This is a genomic window from Embleya sp. NPDC020630, assembly GCF_044334985.1.
In the GTDB taxonomy this organism is placed as follows: Bacteria; Actinomycetota; Actinomycetes; order Streptomycetales; family Streptomycetaceae; genus Embleya.
The window spans coordinates 239,868-259,434 of record NZ_JBIRUB010000007.1 but is presented as its reverse complement, the minus strand read 5'-3'; the positions used below and the strand labels follow the sequence as shown (position 1 = coordinate 259,434).

The window sequence follows — 19,567 nt, the reverse complement described above, 5'->3', positions numbered from 1 at the left end:
AGGCGGCGGCGCTCAGGCCCAGGCGGTCGGGTGGGCCTTGGTGTGCCAGGCGGTCACCGCCGTGGCGTCGGTGGGTTCCACGTCCGGCGGGAGGTCGGTGGGGTCGAGCCAGGCCAGGCGGGCGCACTGGTCGGGTTCGGCGTTGGTGGGGTCGCCGGTCCAGGCGGCGGTGTGGAAGTACCAGCCGATCACCGGTGCGCCGGTGTCGCCGAGCACCTGCGAGACGTAGGCCGTGCGCAGGTCGGCCGTGGCCACGTAGGTGGCGATCTCCTCCCTGGTCTCCCGGGCGCACGCCTCGATGAGGAGTTCGCCGGGGTCGACCAGGCCGCCCGGGAGCGCGAGCAGGCCGTCGGCGAAGCCGGTGTCCTTGCGCTCCATGAACAACACCGCCCCGTCGGCGCGTTCGAGGATGATGGCGGCGTAGGCGATGGCGTTGTGGCGGTGGTCGCTCACGTGTCGGTCTCCCCATGGTCGATCCGAGTGCTTCCGGGCGCCTGCGGGCGATCGCCCCGGGCGCGCGACGGCGCCGGCGCGTGGCGGACCGGCGGGGGCGACCCGCGCTCCGACACGCACCTGTGCCCGGACCAACGACCGGTGCGGGACGGCGTCACGCCCGAACCACCGGGGTTGGGCGTCGCCCTCACGCTCCCACGATGCGTTCGACCGCCGCCGCGACGAGGCTGTCGCGTTCGGCCGGGGAGAACACGTCCGGCAGGGTGAGCTGTTCGACGATGAGCCAGTTGAACGCCAGGTACAGGAGGCGAACCGCGGTGGCGTCGCCGGGGAGGCCGGATTGCTCGTGGTAGCTCACGTTGGCCGCCACGTCGGCCCGGACCCGCTCGGTCAGCACCGTGCGCAACTCCGGCCGCCGGGTGGCCTCAAGGCGCAGTTCGAGCAGCGCGAGGTAGCCGGTGCGAAAGGCGCTGACGCGGTCGACGACCTCGCGCATCAACACGGTGTACGTCTCCCGGTCCGGTGTGCTCGCGCGGTGTCGCGCGATGATCTCCTCGCCGGGCTGTAGTCGCTCGTAGACCCGGGCACCGGCCTGGGTGAGCAGGTCGTCGCGGCTCGTGAAGTAGTTGGAGGCGGTACCGGTGGGCACCCGCGCCTCGACGTCGACCGCCCGGAAGGTAAGCCCCCGGGCCCCCTCCTTGGCCAGCACCTCGATGGCGGCATCGACCAGCGCCGCCCTCCGCTCGTCATTCCTGCGCACCATAAAGACCACTCCATCTGTAGTACTACACCTGCATGGAGACTACAGCGCCGCACATATCCGCAGTGGGAGCGCGTGGCCGGTGGGAGCGCGTGGGCGGTGGGCGGTGGGCGGTGGGCGGTGGGCGGTGGGCGGTGGGCGGTACGGTCCTGCCATGCATGATTCGCCGCGAGCCGCCGCCTCCGACCCCACGCCCGAAGCGGCGTCGCCGCCCTCGCCCGCCTCGCTCGGGCCCGTGACCGCGGACGACCTGGATCTGGCCGTCCGGCTCGCGGTGGCCGCGCTCCGCGAGGTGCCGGCGACCGCCTGGGACGACCGGGCCGGTTCGCTGGAGTGGACCTGCTGGGAGACGGTGGAGCACCTGAACGACGACCTCTTCGCGTATGCCGCCCAACTGGGCCTGCGCACCCCGCCGTTGACCGCCAACGTGCCCTTCGTCTGGGAGAGCCGCCGCCCGGGCGGCCCGGCGAACGCGATCCACGCGGACCGTACGGCCGGCCCCGGCGGGCTGTTGCAGGTCCTGGAGGTGAGCGGCGCCCTGTTGGTGTCCATGGTGCGGACCACGCCGTCGAGCGTGCGCGCCCACCACGGCTTCGGCGACGCGGACCCCGAGGGCTTCGCGGCGATGGGGATCGTGGAGACCGTGGTGCACACGTATGACCTGGCCAACGGCCTGGGCCTGCGCTGGACCCCGCCCGCCGACCTGTGCGCACGCGTGATCGCCCGGATCTTCCCGGACGTCCCGCAGGACACCGACCCCTGGCCCACCCTCCTGTGGGCCACCGGCCGAGGCGACCTGCCCGGCCACCCCCGCCGCACCTCGTGGCGCTGGTACAGCGAGCCGCGACCGTAACCCCCCGCCACGGAGGCCGGAGGCCACGCGCACCGGGTCGAAGGGGCGGAGGATCAGAGGGTCAGCACGATCTTCCCGGCCACCCGGCCCGATTCGCCGCGCGCGTGCGCCTCGGCGGCGGCCGACAGGGGGAACACCGAGTCCAGTTCGGGGCACAGGCGGCCCGCCTCGACCAGCGCCGCGATCTCCCGCATGGCCGCGTGATCGGCCTCGACCAGCATCTCCGCGGCCCGGACCCGATATCGCCCGACGTCCAGGTCCCGCACGTGGTTGACGATCGCAACCAGGACGCCGCCCGGACGCAGCGTCGGCAACGAGCGCGGCCCGTACTCGCCGCCGACGCCGTCCAGCACCACGTCCACGTCCCGCACCACCTCGGCGAAGTCGGTCGTGGTGTAGTCGATCACCTCGTCCGCGCCGAGCGCCCGGACGAAGTCGTGCTTGGGCCCGCTCGCCGTGCCGATGACGTACGCGCCGCGCGCCTTGGCGATCTGTACCGCCAGGTGGCCGACCCCGCCGGCGGCGGCATGGATCAACACTCGCTGCCCGGCCCGCAGTTCACCGACATCAACCAGGGCCTGCCACGCGGTGGTCGCACACAGCGGCAGTGCGGCGGCGCGGACGTGGTCGAGGTTCGCGGGCTTGCGCACCAGGTGGCGGGCCGCGGCGACCGCGTATTCGGCGTGCGCCCCGTTCCCGTACGGGTATTTCAGCATGCCGAACACCTCGTCGCCCGGTCGGTGGATGGCCACGCCCAGACCCACCGTCTCGACCACGCCCGACACCTCCCAGCCGAGCACGAACGGCGGCCGGCCCAGGATCAGGCCGGTGGCCCGGTGGATCCAGTCGGTCGGATTCACCCCCGCCGCACACACCCGGACCAGCACCTCGCTCGGGCCGGGCACCGGCCGCTCCAACTCCACCTCCCGCAATACCGCCGGGTCGCCCAGAACGTCCTGACTGATGGCGCGCATGTCACTTCTCTCTCGGTGTAGCGGGGCCGCCCGATCGCGCCGGTCGCCCCGGTCCGCCTGATCGACCCGGACATCGTGTCGAGTACCCGACCGGCCGGGCGATCGTCCGGAACGACATGATGCGTACACTTCCGGACGTGAGCACAGTCGCGATAGCCGTCGCCGACGGCATCCTGCATTTCGAACTGGCCCTGGCCCACGAGGTCTTCGGGTCACCGGCACCGGCCGCGGCCTCGGCCTCGGCCTGCGTCGAGCACTGGTACGACGTCGTCGTCTGCGGGGCCGGCCCGGTGCGGGTCGACGGGCGTTTCCTGCTCGAACCCGACGGCGGCCTCGACCGGCTCGCCGGTGCCGACACGGTGATCGTCCCCGGCTGGGCCGACGTGGACACCGACCCGCCGGCGGACCTGGTCGACGCGGTACGCGCGGCCCACGAGGCCGGCGCGCGGGTGGCCTCGCTCTGCACGGGCGCCTTCGTCCTGGCCGCCGCGGGGCTGCTCGACGGGCGGCGCGCCACCACCCACTGGGCCCACACCGAGGCCCTGGCCGAGCGCTATCCCGAGGTCGAGGTGGACCCGGACGTGCTGTACGTCGACAACGGCAGCGTGCTCACCTCGGCCGGCAAGGCCGCCGCGATGGATCTGAGCCTGCACATGATTCGCCTCGACCACGGCTCGGCGGTCGCCAACGCGATCGCCCGCCGACTGGTGGTGGCACCCCACCGACCCGGCGGCCAGGCCCAGTTCGTCGCCACCCCGGTACCCGAACAGCCCGACCACCCGCTCGGCGAACTGCTCGGCTGGGCGGCCGGCCGGCTGGACCAGCCCTTGACGGTGGAGGACCTGGCCCGCCGAGCCAACATGAGCTCACGCCACCTGGGGCGGCACTTCCGGTCGGTGACGGGCACCACCCCGTTGCAGTGGCTGCTGACCCAACGCATCCACCGGGCCCAGGAGTTGCTGGAGACCACCGACGACAGTGTGGACGCCGTCGCCGAGGCCACCGGCATGGGCACCGCGGCCACCCTGCGCCGCCACTTCAACCGCACGGTGGGCGTGCCGCCCGACGCGTATCGCCGGACCTTCCATCGACGGCGGGCCGACGGGGAGTCGGCGGCGGGCCGCCGGTAGCGCGGACCGGCTCCGGCACCGGCGGCTACCGGGCCGGATCGGTCGCGAGGGTGAACTCTCGAACGACTCGGGCCAGTTCCGCAGGACGGTCGAGGGGGATGAGGGTGTAGCTGTCGTCGATCTCGACCAGCCGTCCCCCGGGCAGGAGTTCGGCGAGGCGGCGGCCGTGGTCCGGGGGCATGACCCGGTCGGCGCTCGCCCAGACCACCAGGGCCGGACGATCGAAGTCGGGCAGGCGCTCCGCCGCCGCGAGCAGGAGGTCGGTGTCCGCGCCGGCCGCGCGCAGCATACGCACCGCGTCGCGACGGATCTCGGGTCGGGACAGGATCGGCGCCGCCCAGCGGGCGGTGGCGGCGTCGCCGCGCTTGGTCAACCACCCGAAGGCGAGCGGGAGTCGGCGTACCGGACGCAGCCGCATCTGCTGCATGAAGAGCCCGAACAGGCGCGGCGGGAGTTTGCCGGCGCGCACGAGGGTCCGGCCGGTGAGCCCGGGCGGAAAGTTGTCGAAGGCATCACACGAGGCGAGCACGACCCGCCCCACCCGGGCCGTGTTTCCACCGGCGATCAGCAGTTGCACGAGCGCGCCACCGGTGTCGACGCCGACCAGGGTGACCTCGCTCAGGTCGAGCGTGTCCAGGAACTCTCCCACCAGCGCGGCCACTTTGGGCAACGACAGGTCGGCCTCGGCGGACATCGCATGCCGGTGCGCGCCGAGCGGCAGAGTGGGCGCCACGCAGCGGTGGTCGACGGACAGCGTGGCGATCACCTCGTCCCACAACGACGAGTCCATCAGGAACCCGTGCAGCAGCACGACCGTGGGACCGTCGCCGCCGGTGTCCTCGTACCCGATCGTGCCTACCGACAGCCGAACTTCCTTGTGGGCCATGGTCTCCCCCTCCGGCAGCACCCAGCGCGCACCGTTCGCCGTTCACCCTCAAAAAGTGAACCACGTGGTTCGCAAACTGTCCACGGGAAGCCACGGGAAGCCACGGGAAGCCCCGAGACGCCGGCGTGCCGTCACTCTCCGGCGGCCTCCTCCCGCTCCAGCGCCCGAATCAGCGCCTCGAACCCGGCGGCGACGCCCGCCGTGTCGCCACTGGTCCGCGCATCCACCAAAAACCCCCGGAGCACCGCGAGAATCATCTCGGCGACCTCGAACTTGCGCTGCTCGGACCAGTGTTCGGGGCAGATGGCCAGCAGCGTGGGCAGATACTGCCGGGACGCCCCGCGGCCGAGGTCGGCGTAGCGATCGGGGTCGTACATCGCCAGCCCGATCGCCTGGTCGAGCACCCGCGCCTCGTCACCGACCAGAATCGGCCACACCACCCGCACCCACTCGGCCAGTGGCAGCCGCTCGGAACCGGGCCGCCCGGCGGCGACGGAACGATCGATCCGCCGATCGCGCAGTTGCAGGATGCCCTGCCGCAGCAGGTCGTCGGCCCCGTCGAAGTGATAGAGCAGCACCTTGTGCGTGGTATCGGCCGCCCGCGCGGCCCGGCGCAGCGAAAAGTCCACGAGCCCATTGGCCGCCAGATCCGCGGTGACCCGATCGAGCAACTCCCGCCGCCGAGCCTCCCCCCGCGGCGACCCGACGGATCGCCGATAACCCCCGGCGGAGGATGCCTCGGCGGCGGGCTCGACCTGCTCGACAGACTCGACCGGCTCGACCGGCTCAGGTGCGGAGGGGTTCACGTCGGCAACTCCCATGGTCCAATATCCGCTGTCCGCACCCGAGGAGGGCATCGGACACACGGCGCGGTACGCGCTACATGCACCGGTCGACATTAGTGCCGTCCCCGGCGCCGGCCGGCCCACCACGGCACCCGCCCATCCCGCGACACCCTCACCCCAGACCCGGTGCTCCGCGGGCGTCAGCGGGGCCGACGGGCGACCGTCGGCCATGGCCATCGGGCCGCCGTCCGGTCCGCGTCCGGGGCCGGCGGATCGGGGATGCGGTCGAGGGCGGAGGGTTGCCAGGCGCGGTCCCGTTGCGCGCGCAGCAGGGGGATGGGGCTGTCGTCCGTGCCGTACAGGCGGTCCGCGAGGCGGATCAGCGTGTCGTGGCGGGCGAGCGCGAGCCCCCGGGCCCACGACGAGGGGCCGTAGCCGGCTGCCGCGGCCACCCGCACGGCGGCCGCGGCGCCCACCGCGATGGCCGGCCCGGCGATGTCCTCGGCGGGATCGCGGACCACCGCGTCCGTCCAGTCCAGCACCCCGCGCACCCGACCGCCGCCGCCGACCATCAGGTGCTCGCCCTTGAGATCGCCGTGCACGACGACGCTCGACACGGGTTCCGCGCTCGGGCCACGCAGCGGCGCCCCGTCGAACTCGCCGTCGGCGGTGAGCCGTTGCGCCGCCGCCTCGGCCGGTTCGCGCAGTTGGGCCATCGACCGAGGCGCGACCACGGGCAGGCCGACGCCGACCGCGTCCGCCTCGGCGACCCGGGCCAGACCGGCCAACATCCGCGCCAGGGCGACCTCGCCCCGCCGCGAGACCCGACGCAGTTCGGCGGAGGTGCCGGGGATGCGGGTGTCGAGGGAATAGGCGAGCCCGTCCGCCCACTCGCCGGCGGCCACGCTCGCGGGCAGCGCGACGCCGACCACGGGACGCAGCAGGTCGCGCAGCGCGATCTCGCGACGCTGCCGGGCGGACGTATCGGCGTCCCGGGCCAACCGCAGAACATGATCCGCCCCGACCCACCACGAGGAGTGCTCCCCACCCTCGTCGATCGGCCGCACGACCCGCCCCGCGTCCCGACCCAACACCGCGTCGACGAGGCACCGCACCCCCCGCTCCGTCGGCACGGGCATCCCGGGCGGCCCGGCAGGCGTCCCGGGCGTCGTGGACGGCGGCGGCACGGACGCGGAGGCAGCTGCGGACATCCCCCGATCATCCCAGCCGGGACCGGGGCCACCCACGGGTTATCCCACCCTCGCCACACCCCGGGCGGACAACCGCGAGGCCGGTGACGAACCCGCGTGCCCACCCGGCGATCGCCTCACATACCGACCTCCTCCGAGCCCTCCTCCCCCACCGGACCCGCGTCCCGCGAACCGCCTGCGCCCCCGCCCCGGCCCGACGGCAGGAGCGAGTCCCCCGCCACCGCCTCCGGCGCCCCCGTAGAGGCCAGCAGGGCCCGCAACGCCGCCGCGTCCGCCTGGATGTGGGCCTCGTCCTGCCGACCCCGGTCGAGGTGGGCGAAGGCGGGTGTGCGGCCGGGGCTCGGGGCGGTGGGGTGACGCGGAATCAGATGTGCGTGCAGGTGCGGGATGTCGTTCTCGAGGAGGGACACGTTCAGCCCGGGCACCGGTCGATAGTGCGCCTCGATCGCCCGCCCCGCCGCGGTCACCTCGGTCATGAACCCGGCGAGCTGACGTGCGGTCAGGTCGGTCAGGCGTGCGACGTGGCCGCCGGTCCACACCACGACGATGTACCCGCGTACCCGCCCCGAACGCCACAGGTAGGCATTGCCGTAGACGCCGCGCTTGAGCAGCAGGCCCCAGCCGATGTCGGGCGCGGTGAAGTCCTTTTCGCACATCGCGCAGGGCGCGTCCGGGTGCGGCTCCGCGTACCGTTCGGGCCAGGTGGACGCTTCGAGCGGGCGGGGTCCGGGCACCTGGGAACCACACACGACGGCCTCCAACACGAACGGGGGCGAGAGCCCGCTTGCTGCTGCAAACGTTCGGTTGAATCAACGAAAAGCGTCGAAACGATGTCACGCCCCCGCCCCGGCTGTGACCGGCCCGCAGCACCCTCGGGACGGATTCGCGACAGGCGCAACCCCACACACCCGGGGTTTCACCCACCGGGCGACAAAACCATCACCCACCCGCGACGGCCCACTCACCCACCCGAGTGGTCCGGCGGAGCCGCCGGTCCAGCCGACCGCCCCGCCGACAACGCGCGTGCTACGACCGCTCCCGCCCGTCCCCACCGCGCTGCGCCACCGGCACGATCTGCAACGTCTCCGCCATCTCCGCGTCCGTACCGCCCGCGGCCTCGGCCGGCGACACCGCTCCCGATCCCGAACCCGGTCCCACCACGATCGCGTAGGTGCGCGCGAGCTGTTCCAGCTCCTTGACGCTCACCGCCTCCTTGCCCACCTGGCCGGCCATCCGCGCCACCGCGTCGAGCAGCGCCACCCGGGCCCGCTCCGCCGCATCGGTTTCCGCCTCCACCGCTGCCCCCTGCTCCGCTGCCGCCTTGCTCACTGCGCAAACCTCCGCGTCGAACCTCGACAATGCGCTCGGCAGGCTACCGCCGATTGCACCCCGCTCCGACCGCCCGCAGGTCCGCGCACCCGACCCCACCGTTTCGCCCCACCCGTCGAGTCCACCCATTAGGCTGAACCACCCGGCCGTACGAGGGGGATGGATGCACGTGCCGAGCCACGACCCGCCGTCTCGGGCCCGTTCGGACATGAGCACCGCACCGCACGACCCCGGGGGATCCCGGGTGGTCCTGGTCGGCGCACACACCTTCGAACACCTGACCCCGCTGCCGGCCGTGGCCCGAAACCTCTCCCGGCTACGGGAGTTGCTGACCGACCCGGACGTCTGGGGCCTGCCCGCCGAGAACTGCGTCGTGATCGAGCAGCCGGACCATCGCGACCTGGTCCTGGACGCGCTCACCGACGCCACGGCCGCCGCGACCGACCTGGTCCTGCTGTACTACGCGGGTCATGGCCTGGTCTCCCCGGACAGCGAGGACCTGCTGCTGTCCCTCCCCCGGTTCCGCCCCGAACGTCCCTACACGGCACTGCCGTTCCAGGAGATCCGCGACGTGCTGCGCTCGGCCCGCCGCGTCCCCGCCAAGGCGGTACTCCTGGACTGCTGCTTCGCCGGCCGCGCCCTGACGGGGGCGATGGGTCCGGACGACGCGCGGCTGACGGAGTTGTCCCGGGTGGAGGGCAGTTACGTCCTGGCCGCCGCCGCAGCGACCCGGCAGGCGATCGCCCCGGTCGGAGGGCAATACACGGCCTTCACCGGGCAGTTGATCGACGTCCTCGAACACGGCGTCCCGGGCGGCCCGAAGACCCTCGACCTGGCCACGGTGCACGCCCACCTGCACCGGATCCTGCCCGAACTGGGCTTCCCCCGGCCCCGACAGCGCAACGAGGACCAGGGTGCGCGGATCGTACTGGGCTGGAACCGCCACCCATCGGCCGCCGACACCACACCGCGGCTGCCGCCCCACCTCCGGGACTTGCTGCACGCGCAGACCATCGCCGCACGCAACTTCACCTACCGCCTCTACGACGCGCCCCTCGACGGACTCGCCACCGTCTACGTCCGGCAACAGGCCCGCAGCGCCCCGACCGCACCCACCCGGCAACCCCCCGACCGCATGCGGGACCCCCGCCGCAACCCGCGCGAAGAGGAGCACCACCAACGGCACTTCGTATCGACCGAGCCGAGCGGGCCCGCGATCGCCCCCGCCCGGGCCGCCGAGGACACACTCGGACTGCATCGCCACGTCCTGATCACCGGCGGCGCGGGCCAGGGCAAGTCCACCCTGAGCCTGCAACTGGCCGCGTCCCTGGCCCTGGCCTACGAGTCGGGCGAGGCCCAAGGCCCCGACGGCGAACGACTGTTGCCCCTGCGCGTCACGGCCGGACGCCTGGCCGCCGGGCGCAGCGCGCTGATCCCGCGCCTGGTCCGGATCCTCTCCGCCGAACTGGCGCCACACCTCGACTACGCCCTCCCGGACGACCTGCTCGACCACCTGCCCGAGAACACCGCGTGCCTGCTGATCGTCGACGGCCTGGACGAGATCACCGACCCGGAGCGACGGCGCGGCCTGGTCGCCGAGTTGGCCGGCCGGGTCCGCAACCCCGACGGCCGTTTCCGGCTGCTGATCACCACCAGGCCGCTGCCCAACGACGAGCTGGCCCCGCTGCAACACGCGGCGACCGGGACGTACACGCTGGAGCCCTTCGACCGCGAGCAGTTGCGCGAGTTCGCCCACCGCTGGTTCCGCGACCACCCCGACGGAGCGACCCTGGCCGCCGGCTTCCTGCGCCAGACCGAGGCCGCCGGCGTCCGCGACCTGGTCCGCGTGCCACTGCTGGCGACAGTAGCGGCACTCGTCTACCGCAAACACCCGACCACCCCGCTGCCGAGCAACCGATTCACCCTCTACTGCGACTACTTCACCCTCCTGACCGACGCGCACCTGGAGGAAATGCACGAGCAACAACAAACCGTGCTGCAACGCTGGACGCTGCGCCCCGCCGTACACCGAGCCGGCGTCGCGTTCCTGTTCGACCACCGCCCCGAACTCGTCGAACACCTGGCCGTCACGGTGGTCACCGACCCGACGGCCGGCACCCGCCCCCTCCTGGACCTGGCCCTGGACTGGCTCGACGAACACGGCTGTCGGGCCACCCGCCGAGGCGTCCCGGAATGGCCCAGGCTGGTCGCATCGGTGCTCGGCACCGTCGGCGTCTTCACCCACCACCACGACTTCCTGCGCTTCACCCACTACAGCTTCGCCGAACACCTGGCCGCCGACGTCCGAGCCGACCAACTGCCGCCCCACTTCGACCCGGCGGCCCCGGACTGGACCCACGCGGTACACCGAGCCGTCCACGGCGACCTGTTCGCCCACGCGATCCTGGCCCACCACGCCCACCGCTACGGCACAGGCGACGCGATCCTGGACTGGCTCGGCCGCGGCACCGGCGACTTCGCGGCGCTGGCCGGCGAACTCCTCGCCCGGGGCGTCCCGGCAGCGAGCCGACACACCGAGTCGTTCGCGGCGAACCTGATGCTGACGTTGACCCGGGACTCCACCGATGGACAGGTGGAACGCGCGGCCTCCGACGCCGCCGCGTTGGTCACGGAGCCCGTAGTCCGCCGAACGCTGCTCGACTTCTTGGAAAGCTGCTACCAGAGGGACGACGTACGTATCCAACTGGCCCAGTCCCTGGCCACCCATGACGCCGGCCTCGCGGTCGAAATCCTACGCGGTGTGCTCGACCGGGAGAACGTCCACCTGAACACCCGCATCGCGGCCATGCGCGCGCTGGCCGGCTGCGGTCCCGAACATGTCGCCGAGGCCACCGGCGCTCTACGGGCCGCCCTCGCCTCGGAAGATGCGACCCCACACGCATTGGTCGAGGCCGCCATCGGCTTGGCCGCGCTGGGGCCGGAAGGCACCAACGCGGCCGTCGATGCGCTGCGAACCGTCCTTGCCGACCCCCTCGCACAGGTCGACGACCGTACGCGGGCGGCACGCACACTGGCCGAAATCGCGCCGGAACACGAGACGGAAGCCGTGAACGTGTTGCGTACCGCGCAGAACGATTCGGATACCTCGCTCTACAATCGCCTCTCCGCAGCGAGACGACTGGCCGAACTCGGTTCCGCGTACACGGAGGAGGCCGCACGTCTCTTGCGTGTCCTCCTCGACGCGCCCGACGGCACCATGTTCACACGCAATGAAGCCATACTGGCGCTGGCCGATCTCGGGCCGAGCCACACCGCTGAGGCGACGCGACTACTGCGAGCACATCTCGCGGCGCCGAACGCGGGCGGTCCCTACACCGACGCGATGGCACTGGCGCTGGCGAAACTCGCCCCCGCTCACGCGGGCGAGGGCGTCGACGCCCTCCGCCGACTTCTGGCAGCCCCCACAACAAAGGCGTGGCAGAGCTGTGATTGCGCGCGTTCGCTGGCCCGGCTGGATGCGGATCGACGCACCGAGGCCACCGATGTCCTCCGCGCCATGCTCACCGCGCCGACGTCCGACGCGACCCGTCGGATCCTTGCCGCCAGTGCGTTGGGGCAGCTGAGTCCCGACCATGTGACGGAGGCGGCGACACTGTTGGAAGCGATGATCGACGCCGCCGATCTGACGTCACAGGAAAGCAGAGACGCGGCGGATGCCCTGGTCGACCTCGGACCCGCGTGGCTGCCGCAGGCCATTCGAGGCTTACGCAAAGTCCTGACCGCGCCCGATGCCAACTGTTGGGCACGGGTGCACGCGGCTCGGTCCCTGACGCTCCTGGGCCCGGTCCACCTACCCGAGGCGGTCGATGTACTGGATCGACTGTTCGACGACCCCGATAGCCCCGGCACCCTGCGCAACTACATCATCCAGACCTTGAACGTCGTGCCCGAGCATCTCGAGGCCAAGAGGATCGGGCTTCGAAGAATGCTGGACGATCCCGATACCCCGGTCCGGATTCGGCCCGAAACGGCGCGAACTCTGCACAACGCCGGAGGCAGCACCGCCGAGGTGGCAGACGCCCTCCGCACCGTCCTGTACGCACCGGACACGGTCGCCGAGGATCGCCGCTGCGCCGCGCACATCCTGAGCACTTGCGGGCCGCTCTACACAAGGGAGGCCGCGACCGCACTCCGGGACCTGCTTTCGGCTCCCGACGCCGATGCACAATCACGTGCCCGAGCGGCCGACGTCATGGCCGGTTGGATCCTGAACCACGAGGCCGTGGCCGTGAACACATTGCGCGGGATCGCCATTTGCCCCACGACACAACCGATCGATCGGGCGCACGCCGCCCAAAACCTCGCTTCTGTCGGACAGGGCTATGTCAGGGAGGCCACGGACATCGGTCGAGCCGTCCTGACGATGCCCGGTCTACCTGCGAAGTCCCGTGTCGCCGTGGCCGAGATCTGCGCGGGGATCGGCCCGACCTGCACAGCCGACGCGGTCTCGGCAATCCAGGCCATCCTCCGAGACCCCGCGTCCGGACCCTCCCTACACCGGGTGGCCGCCGTTGCCCTCGCCGACTTGGGTGACGGCTACCTCCACGAAGCCTCCGACGCGCTCTGGAACACCGTCACGGCACCCGAGGTCGACCCGACCGAGCGGTGCAGGGCAGCCCATGCTCTTCGCGTGGTCGGCACCGCCCGCGTAGACGATCTGGCCCAGGCCCTCCGCACCATCCTCACGGACCCCTCCGCCGCCCCCCTCGCCCGAACCCTCGCCGCCCACACGCTCGGCCGGCTCGGCCGCGGCTACGTCCACGAAGGCGCCGACCATCTCCGCGCTCTCCTCGCCGAGCCCGACCTCGCCCCGTCCGCACGGGCCAAGGCGGCGGCGAAACTCGCCGATCTCGGGCAGGGCTTCAAGGCCGAGGGCATCGCCGCACTGCAATTCCTGCTCACCTCCACCGACACCTCCCTCCATGACCGAGTCACGGTGGCCCGCAGGCTGTTCAACCTGAGCCGCCAATCCCTCCCCGACGTCGCCGCCACCCTCCGCGCCGTCCTCGCCGAGCCCGACGCCGGCCCCTACACCCGCACCCGCGCGGCCCGCCTGCTCGGCACCCTCAGCCCCCGCTTCCTCGACGAAGCCGCCGAACACCTGCGCCGCATCCTCGCCGCCCCCGCCACGCCCCCCGTCGCCACCCGCCGAGCCGCGGCCGCCCTCGGCATGCTCAGTCCACGCTTGCGCCCCGAAGCCGCCGCGATCCTCCGCGCCCTCCCCGCCGGCGACCTCACCGTCTCGACCTCCTACGCCCGCCGGACCGTCGCCCGCGTCCTCCGCGACTTCGGCCAGGGGTACGAGCTGGCGGCCTGCTAGAAAGCAGGTCCACCCGAACACCGACGCGGAGCGAAAGCGAGCACACCCATGGCCACCGACCAGCGCCCCACCCCACCCGTGACCGGCAACGAGCGCGAGATGATGCGGGCCTTCCTCGACTTCCACCGGGCCACGCTCGCGATGAAGTGCGAAGGGCTCTCCGACGAGGAGCTACGCCGGCAGTCGATGCCGCCGTCGACGCTCTCCCTCCTCGGACTGGTCCGGCACATGGCCGAGGTGGAGCGCACCTGGTTCCGGCGGGTGATCAACGCGGAGGACATCCCGCTCGTGTGGTCCGACGAAGGCGACTTCCAGGTGGCCTACGACGCGAGCGCGTCGACCCGCTCGGAGGCGTTCGCCGCGTGGGAGGCCGAGGTGGCCCACTCACGGCGGATCGAGGCCGAGGCGGAATCCCTGGACGTCATCGGCCACAACGCCAGGTGGGACCAGGACGTGTCGCTGCGCCTGGTCATGCTGCACCTGATGCACGAGTACGCCCGCCACAACGGCCACGCCGACTTCCTCCGCGAGGGCGTCGACGGCACCGTCGGCGCCTGACCCGCCCCCACCCCGCCCTCGTCCCACCTCCTCCCCCGCCACGACCGCCGTCCCGATTTTCGGGACGGCGGTCGCGTTTTTCGCACCTGTGGACCCCACCCTCCGCCGCCGGGGGACACTTCACGCCAACATGGGGACCTAGGACGGCAGATCCCAAATCCCCATTGCGGCCGACCGTCCGGATATGCTCCGGCGGTGATCGAGTACACGCTTTCCTCGCACGCGGCACGCGTGGTGCGGGACGCTGCCCTGGAAGCCGGGGTGGCGCTGAGCGAACTCGCCCATCTGCCGGGCTTCGAACCGGAGACGCTGGCCGACCCGCTGTTGCGGGTGCCCACCGCCAGCGTGGTCCGGACCTGGGAGCTGGCCGTCGCCACCGGCCCGCCCGACGTCGCGATCCGGGCCGCGGCGAGCGCCACGCAGGGTCGGCTGCACGTGTGGGACTACCTGTTCACCTCCGCCGGCTCGTTCGCCGACGGCTGCCGCGACGCCGCACGCTATGTGTCGACGATGTCCGACCCGGTGGTCGAGATGACCGTGGTCGAGGACGATCGACGCCTCACCGTCACCTACGGCATCGCCAACTACTCGCCGGCGGCGGTCACCGCGATCGACGAATTCGCGATGGCGATCATGCTCAAGCGGGCGCGCGACGCCCGGGGCCCGGGCGTGGTCCCCGTGCACGTCGCCCTCGCGCACGAGGCCCCGAAGAACCACCGGCATCTGATCGAGGCGTTCGGCACCCGCGCCATCGACTTCGGCGCCCGAACGAACTCGATGACCTTCCTCGACATGGACGCCGAACGCCCGCGCCCGACCGGCCCCGGCGACGACGAACTCGGGCTGATCCTGCGCCGATACGCGGACAACCTGCTGGAGAACGCCCGCCCGGCGGCAGGGTGGCACGGCAGGTTCCGGTCGGTGTTGGCCGGCTCCCTCGGCGGCGAGGAACTGAGCCTGGAGATGGTCGCCCACCGGATGGCGATGAGCCCGCGCACCCTCCAGCGCCGACTGAGCGAGCTGGAGACCACCTGGCGGGACGAGATCGAATCGGTGCGGCACGAGCACGCCGCAACGCTGCTGCGCGATACGGAGCTACCGGTCCAGTCGATAGCCGGGCGGCTGGGCTACACCGACGCCCGCGCCCTGCGCCGTGCCTTCCAACGCTGGACCGGCCAGACCCCCGACGCCTACCGGAGAACCGCCGTCACGGGCGCCTGACCTGCGCCGGGGCATCGGCGGCCGGCTCCGCCCCGTCTGTGCCCGACGACCACTCGATCGCGTAGTGCTTGAGCCCGGCCTCCTCCTTGACCAGCCGCATCCCCACCGCCGCCATCACGCGCTGCGACGCGACGTTGTCGTGCGCGGTGTCCCCGATGACCCGGGTCACGCCCGCGGCTCGGGCGAAGCGCAGCAGTTCGCGCAGGGCCTCGGTGGCATAGCCGCGCCCCCGGACCGCCTCGATCAGGCCGTAGCCGATCGTGACGGTGCCGCTGTCGTCCGGCACGCCGTGGAAGCCCATGCCCCCGACCGCCATGCCGTCCTCCCGACGGCGGATCTCGTAGTTGCCGAAGGCCCCCGGATGCCCGACGGTCGCGCAGGCACGCAGAAACCGACCACCCCCGGCCACGTCCCCGGCCGTCGGATAGCCGACCTCCCATCGGTCGTCGGCGGCCGGCTCACCGGCCACCACCCGCTCCGTCTCGGCGACGGTCAACGGGTGCAGTACGAGTCGTGCGGTTTCGAGATCTCCCATGGGAGCCTGGGGTATCACGGCCGAAGGCCGCCCCGCATCCGATTTCCACCCGCGCCGACCTGCGGGAACACCGACCGACGCACACCCACCGGCCCCGCCCGCGCGTCAGTCCTTGCGCGCCGCCAGGACCTGTAGGCCCCGCGCGCCCGTTCGGTTGTGCTCGACCGTCAGCCCGACGTCCCGGCAGCGCTCGGCGAGCCAGGTCGGGGCGATCCGCAACTTCGGGTAACTGCCGACGTGCTGGGTCCAGCCGGTGCCGTCGTGGACGTGCAGCAGATCGTGGACCAGGACCGTGTCGTCGTCCGGGTATTCGAGAAAGCAGGTGAACACCCGATCGTCCGTGCTCCGTATCGGGATGAACCGGTCGATTCCATGCAGGGTTTCGGTCAGGTCGCGGTAGGTGACGACCATGCGACCCCCGGCGGCGAGGGCCTGTGCGATCTCGGCGAGCAGCGCGCTCACGTCGTCCTTCGTCGACAGGTGGGTGAGCGTGTCGCCCATGCACACCACGGCCGCGACCTCGCCCGGCGCGGTCAACTCGGGCAACACCTTGCGGATGTCCCCGTACACCGGCTCGATCGCGGGCAACCCGGCCGCGTGTTCGGCCAGTTCGGCCAGCAGGATCCGGCTGGTGTCGACCGCCAGAATCCGGCTGAAGCCGAGATCGGCCAGGGCCAGGCTCTGGTTGCCGGGCCCACAGCCCAGATCCACGGCCAACGCGGACGTCGCCGTCGGGGCGACGCCCAGTCCGGTCAGCAACTCGCCCTGCCCGGCGGCGATCGGTGCCAGGTCCCCGCCCAGCGTCCAGGTGTAGTTGGCGGCCAGGATTCGCTCGTAGTGTTCGGCGGCGGCGCGGGTCATCCACGGACTCCTGTCGAAGGTGTGACGCCTACGCCGTCGCGACCATGGCCGCGCGCGTGGGCGCGACCCAGCCATCGCACGCAGGAAGAATCAGAAGCGACTCGAACGCCCGTCCCGAACCCCGACCGGCCGACTCCGGCGCGGACGCCGTGGGCACGAAGGCGGGGGCGGACAGCAGAGCGGACACCACATCCGACGCGGAGCGGGACGCGGACGCGGGCGCGGGGGCAGGCACGAACACCGGCTGCAGGGGCCCGAACACGGGCGCGGCCACCGGCGCGGCGCCGAGCCCGGTCCCGGACTCGCCCACGGCGGCACCGGCACCCACGGACGCACCGGCCTCCGCCGCCGCGCCGCCGACCCGCACGTCCACCACCGTCGCCGACTCCACTCCGGACCCGAACCCCGTCTCCACCTCCGCCGCGTTCGACCGCGCCCGAACCCGAACAACGAAGCGCAGGAAGAGGAACCGAGCGATCCCGGCGATCCCGGAAGCCGTCAGATAGACCGCCTGCTCCTTGACGACGCCGGGCGACGACTGCATCGCGTGCAGCGCGAGCATCGCGCCGGTGGTGAACAGGTAGCACACCAGCGCGGACAGCGCGGCCTGGACGTGCAGTCGACCCCGCGCCCGACCCGCGCCGAAGGTGAACCGGCTGTGCAGTTCGGTCGCCAGGAGCGTGAAGACCACGGTCACCAGGGCGTTGGCGACGGCTATGGAGAGGTGCCCCGTGAGGGCCACGAGCGCGGCGCTCGACGCGAGTCCGGTGCCACCGCCGCAGACGACGAAGCGCACGAACGCGGCCACGGTCCCCGACTTCCCTGCGGCGCTCATGAGTCCCCTGGTTCCTCTTTGTCGACTGGTCGTCGTCTTCTACTCGACAAATCTAGAGGTCCGGAAGCACCGGTGAATCAGTCGTGTGTAGGTACTGCTGTTACTGCTTGGGGAGGACTCTCCCCTAGGGGTACTACTCCCGACGACGCATGAGGGCGACCAAAGTACTGCCGGGAACCTACGTCCACGTGCCCCTTACTCCTCAGGGAACACCCCTGGATCGGGCACCCGTTCGGCCGGTGCCCCGCCCCGGATGATCACCACGATCCGCCGGCCTCGACAATGCCGATCAAAGCCGCCCCTCGGAGAGGAACCCGCCATGCCCCTGAGCGACCTGTCACTGCCGGAGTTGCAGCAGTTTCACCCGGAACGGTCCGAGCCGGCCGACTTCGACGCCTTCTGGGCCCGTACGCTCGACGAGGCCGACGCCCACCCCCTCGACCCGGTGTTCACGCCCGAGGTCGGTCCGCTGACCGGAGTCGAGGTGTGCGACGTCTCGTTCGCGGGTCACGGCGGCCAACGGGTGCGCGGTTGGCTGGTGCTGCCCGTGCATCGGGACGGACCCCTGCCGTGTGTGGTGGAGTTCCCCGGCTACGGCGGCGGCCGGGGCCTGCCGCACGAGCAACTGCTGTACGCCGTGGCCGGGTTCGCCCATCTCGTGATCGACGTACGCGGCCAGGGCGGCAGTTGGCGCGCCGGCGCCACCGGGGACGACGCGCCCGCGGGCGACGGCTCCACCCACCCGGGCTTCATGACCCGTGGCGTCACCGACCCGGATCGGTACTACTACCGCCGGGTCGCCGTCGACGCGGTCCGGGCGATCGCCGTCGCCCGCAGCCACCCGGCCGTCGACCCGACCCGGATCGCCGCGCTCGGCGCGAGCCAGGGCGGGGGCCTGGCCCTCACGGTCGCCGGCCTGGTGCCCGACCTGACCGCGGTGGTGGCCGACGTCCCGTTCCTGTGCCACTTCCGCCGCGGCGCGGAGATCGCCGCGACGGGTCCCTACGGCGAACTGGCCCGCTACCTCGCCGTACACCGGGACCGCGTCGACCAGGTGTTCCGCACCCTCGACTACTTCGACGCGGTCAACCACGGCGCCCGCGCGAGTGCCCCGGCGCGGTTCAGTGTGGCGCTGATGGACACCACGTGCCCGCCCTCCACGGTGTTCACCGCCTACCACCACTACGCGGCGGACAAGCGTATGGAGGTGCATACGTTCAACGGCCACGAGGGCGGCGGCGCGTACCAGGACGGCCTGAACCTGACCTACCTGCGCGGCGCCTTCGGAATCGACTGACGCGAAGTCAGAGTGCCAAGTGCATGATGTGCAGCCCGACGTAGCCGTGTTTCGGGTGGTCGAACCCCTCCGGGAGGGTGCCGATCACCTCGAAACCGAGGCTGCGGTACAGCCGCACCGCGTGCTCGTTCGTCGCCACGACCGCGTTGAACTGCATCGCCCGGTAGCCCTGCGCCCGGGCCCACTCGATGGTGTACTCGCACAACGCCCGGCCGACCCCCCGCCCCGAGTGTGCGGGGTCGACCATGTAGCTCGCACTGGCGATGTGCGACCCGTTGCCCATGTGGTTGCGATTCATCTTCGCGGTGCCGAGCACGCCTGCGGCCTCGTCCACCGCGACCACCGCCCGCGACGGCGGGGCCGGCAGCCACCACTCGCGACCTTCGTCCATCCCCAGGTCGAGCGGATAGGTGAACGTCTCCCCGGCCGCGACGATCTCATGGAAGAACGGCCAGATCGCCGCCCAGTCGTCCCTTTCCGCTTCCCTGATCAACATGCGCCCAGCATGCCGATCCCACCGCGGACCCGCCACCACCTT

18 protein-coding genes are annotated in these 19,567 nt (G+C 72.1%); 6 read left to right on the top strand and 12 right to left on the bottom strand.

Annotated elements, in window-relative coordinates:
* Positions 1–12: 12 nt before the first annotated feature.
* Entirely contained in the window at positions 13–453 is a 441-nt protein-coding gene (locus ACH4XV_RS25050) for an NUDIX domain-containing protein (RefSeq protein ID WP_395793404.1), read from the bottom strand.
* A gap of 187 nt (positions 454–640) precedes the next feature.
* A complete protein-coding gene (locus ACH4XV_RS25045; RefSeq protein WP_395793402.1) occupies positions 641–1,216 on the bottom strand; it encodes a TetR/AcrR family transcriptional regulator in 576 nt (191 codons plus the stop codon).
* 151 nt (positions 1,217–1,367) lie between these two features.
* Between ACH4XV_RS25045 and ACH4XV_RS25040 the strand changes: the two genes are divergently transcribed.
* Positions 1,368–2,066, top strand: coding sequence for a hypothetical protein (locus ACH4XV_RS25040; protein ID WP_395793400.1), 699 nt, complete (start codon positions 1,368–1,370; stop codon positions 2,064–2,066).
* Positions 2,067–2,119: 53 nt separating this feature from the next.
* On the opposite strand, the gene ACH4XV_RS25035 is transcribed toward ACH4XV_RS25040, so the two are convergent.
* Positions 2,120–3,040 carry an NADP-dependent oxidoreductase gene (locus tag ACH4XV_RS25035; RefSeq protein WP_395793398.1) on the bottom strand — a complete coding sequence of 307 codons (921 nt, stop codon included), beginning with the start codon at positions 3,038–3,040 and terminating at the stop codon, positions 2,120–2,122.
* A gap of 137 nt (positions 3,041–3,177) precedes the next feature.
* Between ACH4XV_RS25035 and ACH4XV_RS25030 the strand changes: the two genes are divergently transcribed.
* The gene (locus ACH4XV_RS25030) at positions 3,178–4,170 is read left to right on the top strand and encodes a helix-turn-helix domain-containing protein (protein WP_395793396.1); all 993 of its coding nucleotides are present in this window, start codon (positions 3,178–3,180) and stop codon (positions 4,168–4,170) included.
* Positions 4,171–4,195: 25 nt separating this feature from the next.
* Here the strand turns inward: ACH4XV_RS25030 and ACH4XV_RS25025 are convergent, their stop codons facing one another.
* From ACH4XV_RS25025 to ACH4XV_RS25005, 5 genes are all read right to left on the bottom strand, one after another.
* Entirely contained in the window at positions 4,196–5,056 is an 861-nt protein-coding gene (locus ACH4XV_RS25025) for an alpha/beta fold hydrolase (RefSeq protein WP_395793394.1), read from the bottom strand.
* A 131-nt stretch (positions 5,057–5,187) separates the two neighbouring features.
* Positions 5,188–5,862, bottom strand: coding sequence for a TetR/AcrR family transcriptional regulator (locus tag ACH4XV_RS25020; RefSeq protein ID WP_395793392.1), 675 nt, complete (start codon positions 5,860–5,862; stop codon positions 5,188–5,190).
* A 179-nt stretch (positions 5,863–6,041) separates the two neighbouring features.
* Positions 6,042–7,052 carry an aminoglycoside phosphotransferase family protein gene (locus ACH4XV_RS25015; RefSeq protein ID WP_395793390.1) on the bottom strand — a complete coding sequence of 337 codons (1,011 nt, stop codon included), beginning with the start codon at positions 7,050–7,052 and terminating at the stop codon, positions 6,042–6,044.
* 116 nt (positions 7,053–7,168) lie between these two features.
* Positions 7,169–7,786 (bottom strand): HIT family protein, encoded by a 618-nt coding sequence (locus ACH4XV_RS25010; RefSeq protein WP_395793388.1) that lies wholly within the window; start codon positions 7,784–7,786, stop codon positions 7,169–7,171.
* A 292-nt stretch (positions 7,787–8,078) separates the two neighbouring features.
* The gene (locus ACH4XV_RS25005) at positions 8,079–8,381 is read right to left on the bottom strand and encodes a hypothetical protein (RefSeq protein ID WP_395793386.1); all 303 of its coding nucleotides are present in this window, start codon (positions 8,379–8,381) and stop codon (positions 8,079–8,081) included.
* A 208-nt stretch (positions 8,382–8,589) separates the two neighbouring features.
* Between ACH4XV_RS25005 and ACH4XV_RS25000 the strand changes: the two genes are divergently transcribed.
* The 3 genes from ACH4XV_RS25000 to ACH4XV_RS24990 all read left to right on the top strand — a co-directional run bounded on the left by ACH4XV_RS25000 (position 8,590) and on the right by ACH4XV_RS24990 (position 15,501).
* Positions 8,590–13,722, top strand: coding sequence for an NACHT domain-containing protein (locus ACH4XV_RS25000; protein ID WP_395793384.1), 5,133 nt, complete (start codon positions 8,590–8,592; stop codon positions 13,720–13,722).
* A 48-nt stretch (positions 13,723–13,770) separates the two neighbouring features.
* Positions 13,771–14,280 carry a DinB family protein gene (locus ACH4XV_RS24995; protein WP_395793382.1) on the top strand — a complete coding sequence of 170 codons (510 nt, stop codon included), beginning with the start codon at positions 13,771–13,773 and terminating at the stop codon, positions 14,278–14,280.
* Positions 14,281–14,475: 195 nt separating this feature from the next.
* A complete protein-coding gene (locus ACH4XV_RS24990) occupies positions 14,476–15,501 on the top strand; it encodes a helix-turn-helix domain-containing protein (RefSeq protein ID WP_395793380.1) in 1,026 nt (341 codons plus the stop codon).
* On the opposite strand, the gene ACH4XV_RS24985 is transcribed toward ACH4XV_RS24990, so the two are convergent.
* The 3 genes from ACH4XV_RS24985 to ACH4XV_RS24975 form a co-directional block, all read right to left on the bottom strand.
* Positions 15,488–16,036 carry a GNAT family N-acetyltransferase gene (locus ACH4XV_RS24985; protein ID WP_395793378.1) on the bottom strand — a complete coding sequence of 183 codons (549 nt, stop codon included), beginning with the start codon at positions 16,034–16,036 and terminating at the stop codon, positions 15,488–15,490. The two genes, ACH4XV_RS24990 and ACH4XV_RS24985, sit on opposite strands and share 14 nt — an antisense overlap.
* A gap of 105 nt (positions 16,037–16,141) precedes the next feature.
* Complete coding sequence (locus ACH4XV_RS24980) at positions 16,142–16,897, bottom strand: class I SAM-dependent methyltransferase (protein ID WP_395793376.1); 756 nt, start codon at positions 16,895–16,897, stop codon at positions 16,142–16,144.
* A 28-nt stretch (positions 16,898–16,925) separates the two neighbouring features.
* Positions 16,926–17,732 (bottom strand): hypothetical protein, encoded by an 807-nt coding sequence (locus ACH4XV_RS24975; RefSeq protein ID WP_395793374.1) that lies wholly within the window; start codon positions 17,730–17,732, stop codon positions 16,926–16,928.
* A gap of 319 nt (positions 17,733–18,051) precedes the next feature.
* On the opposite strand from ACH4XV_RS24975, the gene ACH4XV_RS24970 reads away from it, so the two are divergent.
* A complete protein-coding gene (locus ACH4XV_RS24970; RefSeq protein WP_395793372.1) occupies positions 18,052–19,029 on the top strand; it encodes an acetylxylan esterase in 978 nt (325 codons plus the stop codon).
* Between the two features lie 7 nt (positions 19,030–19,036).
* Here ACH4XV_RS24970 and ACH4XV_RS24965 read toward each other — a convergent pair whose 3' ends face one another.
* Entirely contained in the window at positions 19,037–19,525 is a 489-nt protein-coding gene (locus tag ACH4XV_RS24965) for a GNAT family N-acetyltransferase (RefSeq protein WP_395793370.1), read from the bottom strand.
* Positions 19,526–19,567: the final 42 nt, after the last annotated feature.

Excerpts from the sequence above, each read along its gene's own strand:
- ACH4XV_RS24970 (WP_395793372.1), top strand. The coding sequence starts at position 18,052 with ATGCCCCTGAGCGACCTGTCACTGCCGGAGTTGCAGCAGTTTCACCCG.
- ACH4XV_RS25000 (WP_395793384.1), top strand. The coding sequence starts at position 8,590 with ATGAGCACCGCACCGCACGACCCCGGGGGATCCCGGGTGGTCCTGGTC.
- ACH4XV_RS25035 (WP_395793398.1), bottom strand. The coding sequence starts at position 3,040 with ATGCGCGCCATCAGTCAGGACGTTCTGGGCGACCCGGCGGTATTGCGG.
- ACH4XV_RS24995 (WP_395793382.1), top strand. The coding sequence starts at position 13,771 with ATGGCCACCGACCAGCGCCCCACCCCACCCGTGACCGGCAACGAGCGC.
- ACH4XV_RS25040 (WP_395793400.1), top strand. The coding sequence starts at position 1,368 with ATGCATGATTCGCCGCGAGCCGCCGCCTCCGACCCCACGCCCGAAGCG.
- ACH4XV_RS24980 (WP_395793376.1), bottom strand. The coding sequence starts at position 16,897 with ATGACCCGCGCCGCCGCCGAACACTACGAGCGAATCCTGGCCGCCAAC.
- ACH4XV_RS25025 (WP_395793394.1), bottom strand. The coding sequence starts at position 5,056 with ATGGCCCACAAGGAAGTTCGGCTGTCGGTAGGCACGATCGGGTACGAG.
- ACH4XV_RS25045 (WP_395793402.1), bottom strand. The coding sequence starts at position 1,216 with ATGGTGCGCAGGAATGACGAGCGGAGGGCGGCGCTGGTCGATGCCGCC.
- ACH4XV_RS24965 (WP_395793370.1), bottom strand. The coding sequence starts at position 19,525 with ATGTTGATCAGGGAAGCGGAAAGGGACGACTGGGCGGCGATCTGGCCG.
- ACH4XV_RS24975 (WP_395793374.1), bottom strand. The coding sequence starts at position 17,732 with ATGAGCGCCGCAGGGAAGTCGGGGACCGTGGCCGCGTTCGTGCGCTTC.
- ACH4XV_RS25015 (WP_395793390.1), bottom strand. The coding sequence starts at position 7,052 with ATGTCCGCAGCTGCCTCCGCGTCCGTGCCGCCGCCGTCCACGACGCCC.
- ACH4XV_RS24985 (WP_395793378.1), bottom strand. The coding sequence starts at position 16,036 with ATGGGAGATCTCGAAACCGCACGACTCGTACTGCACCCGTTGACCGTC.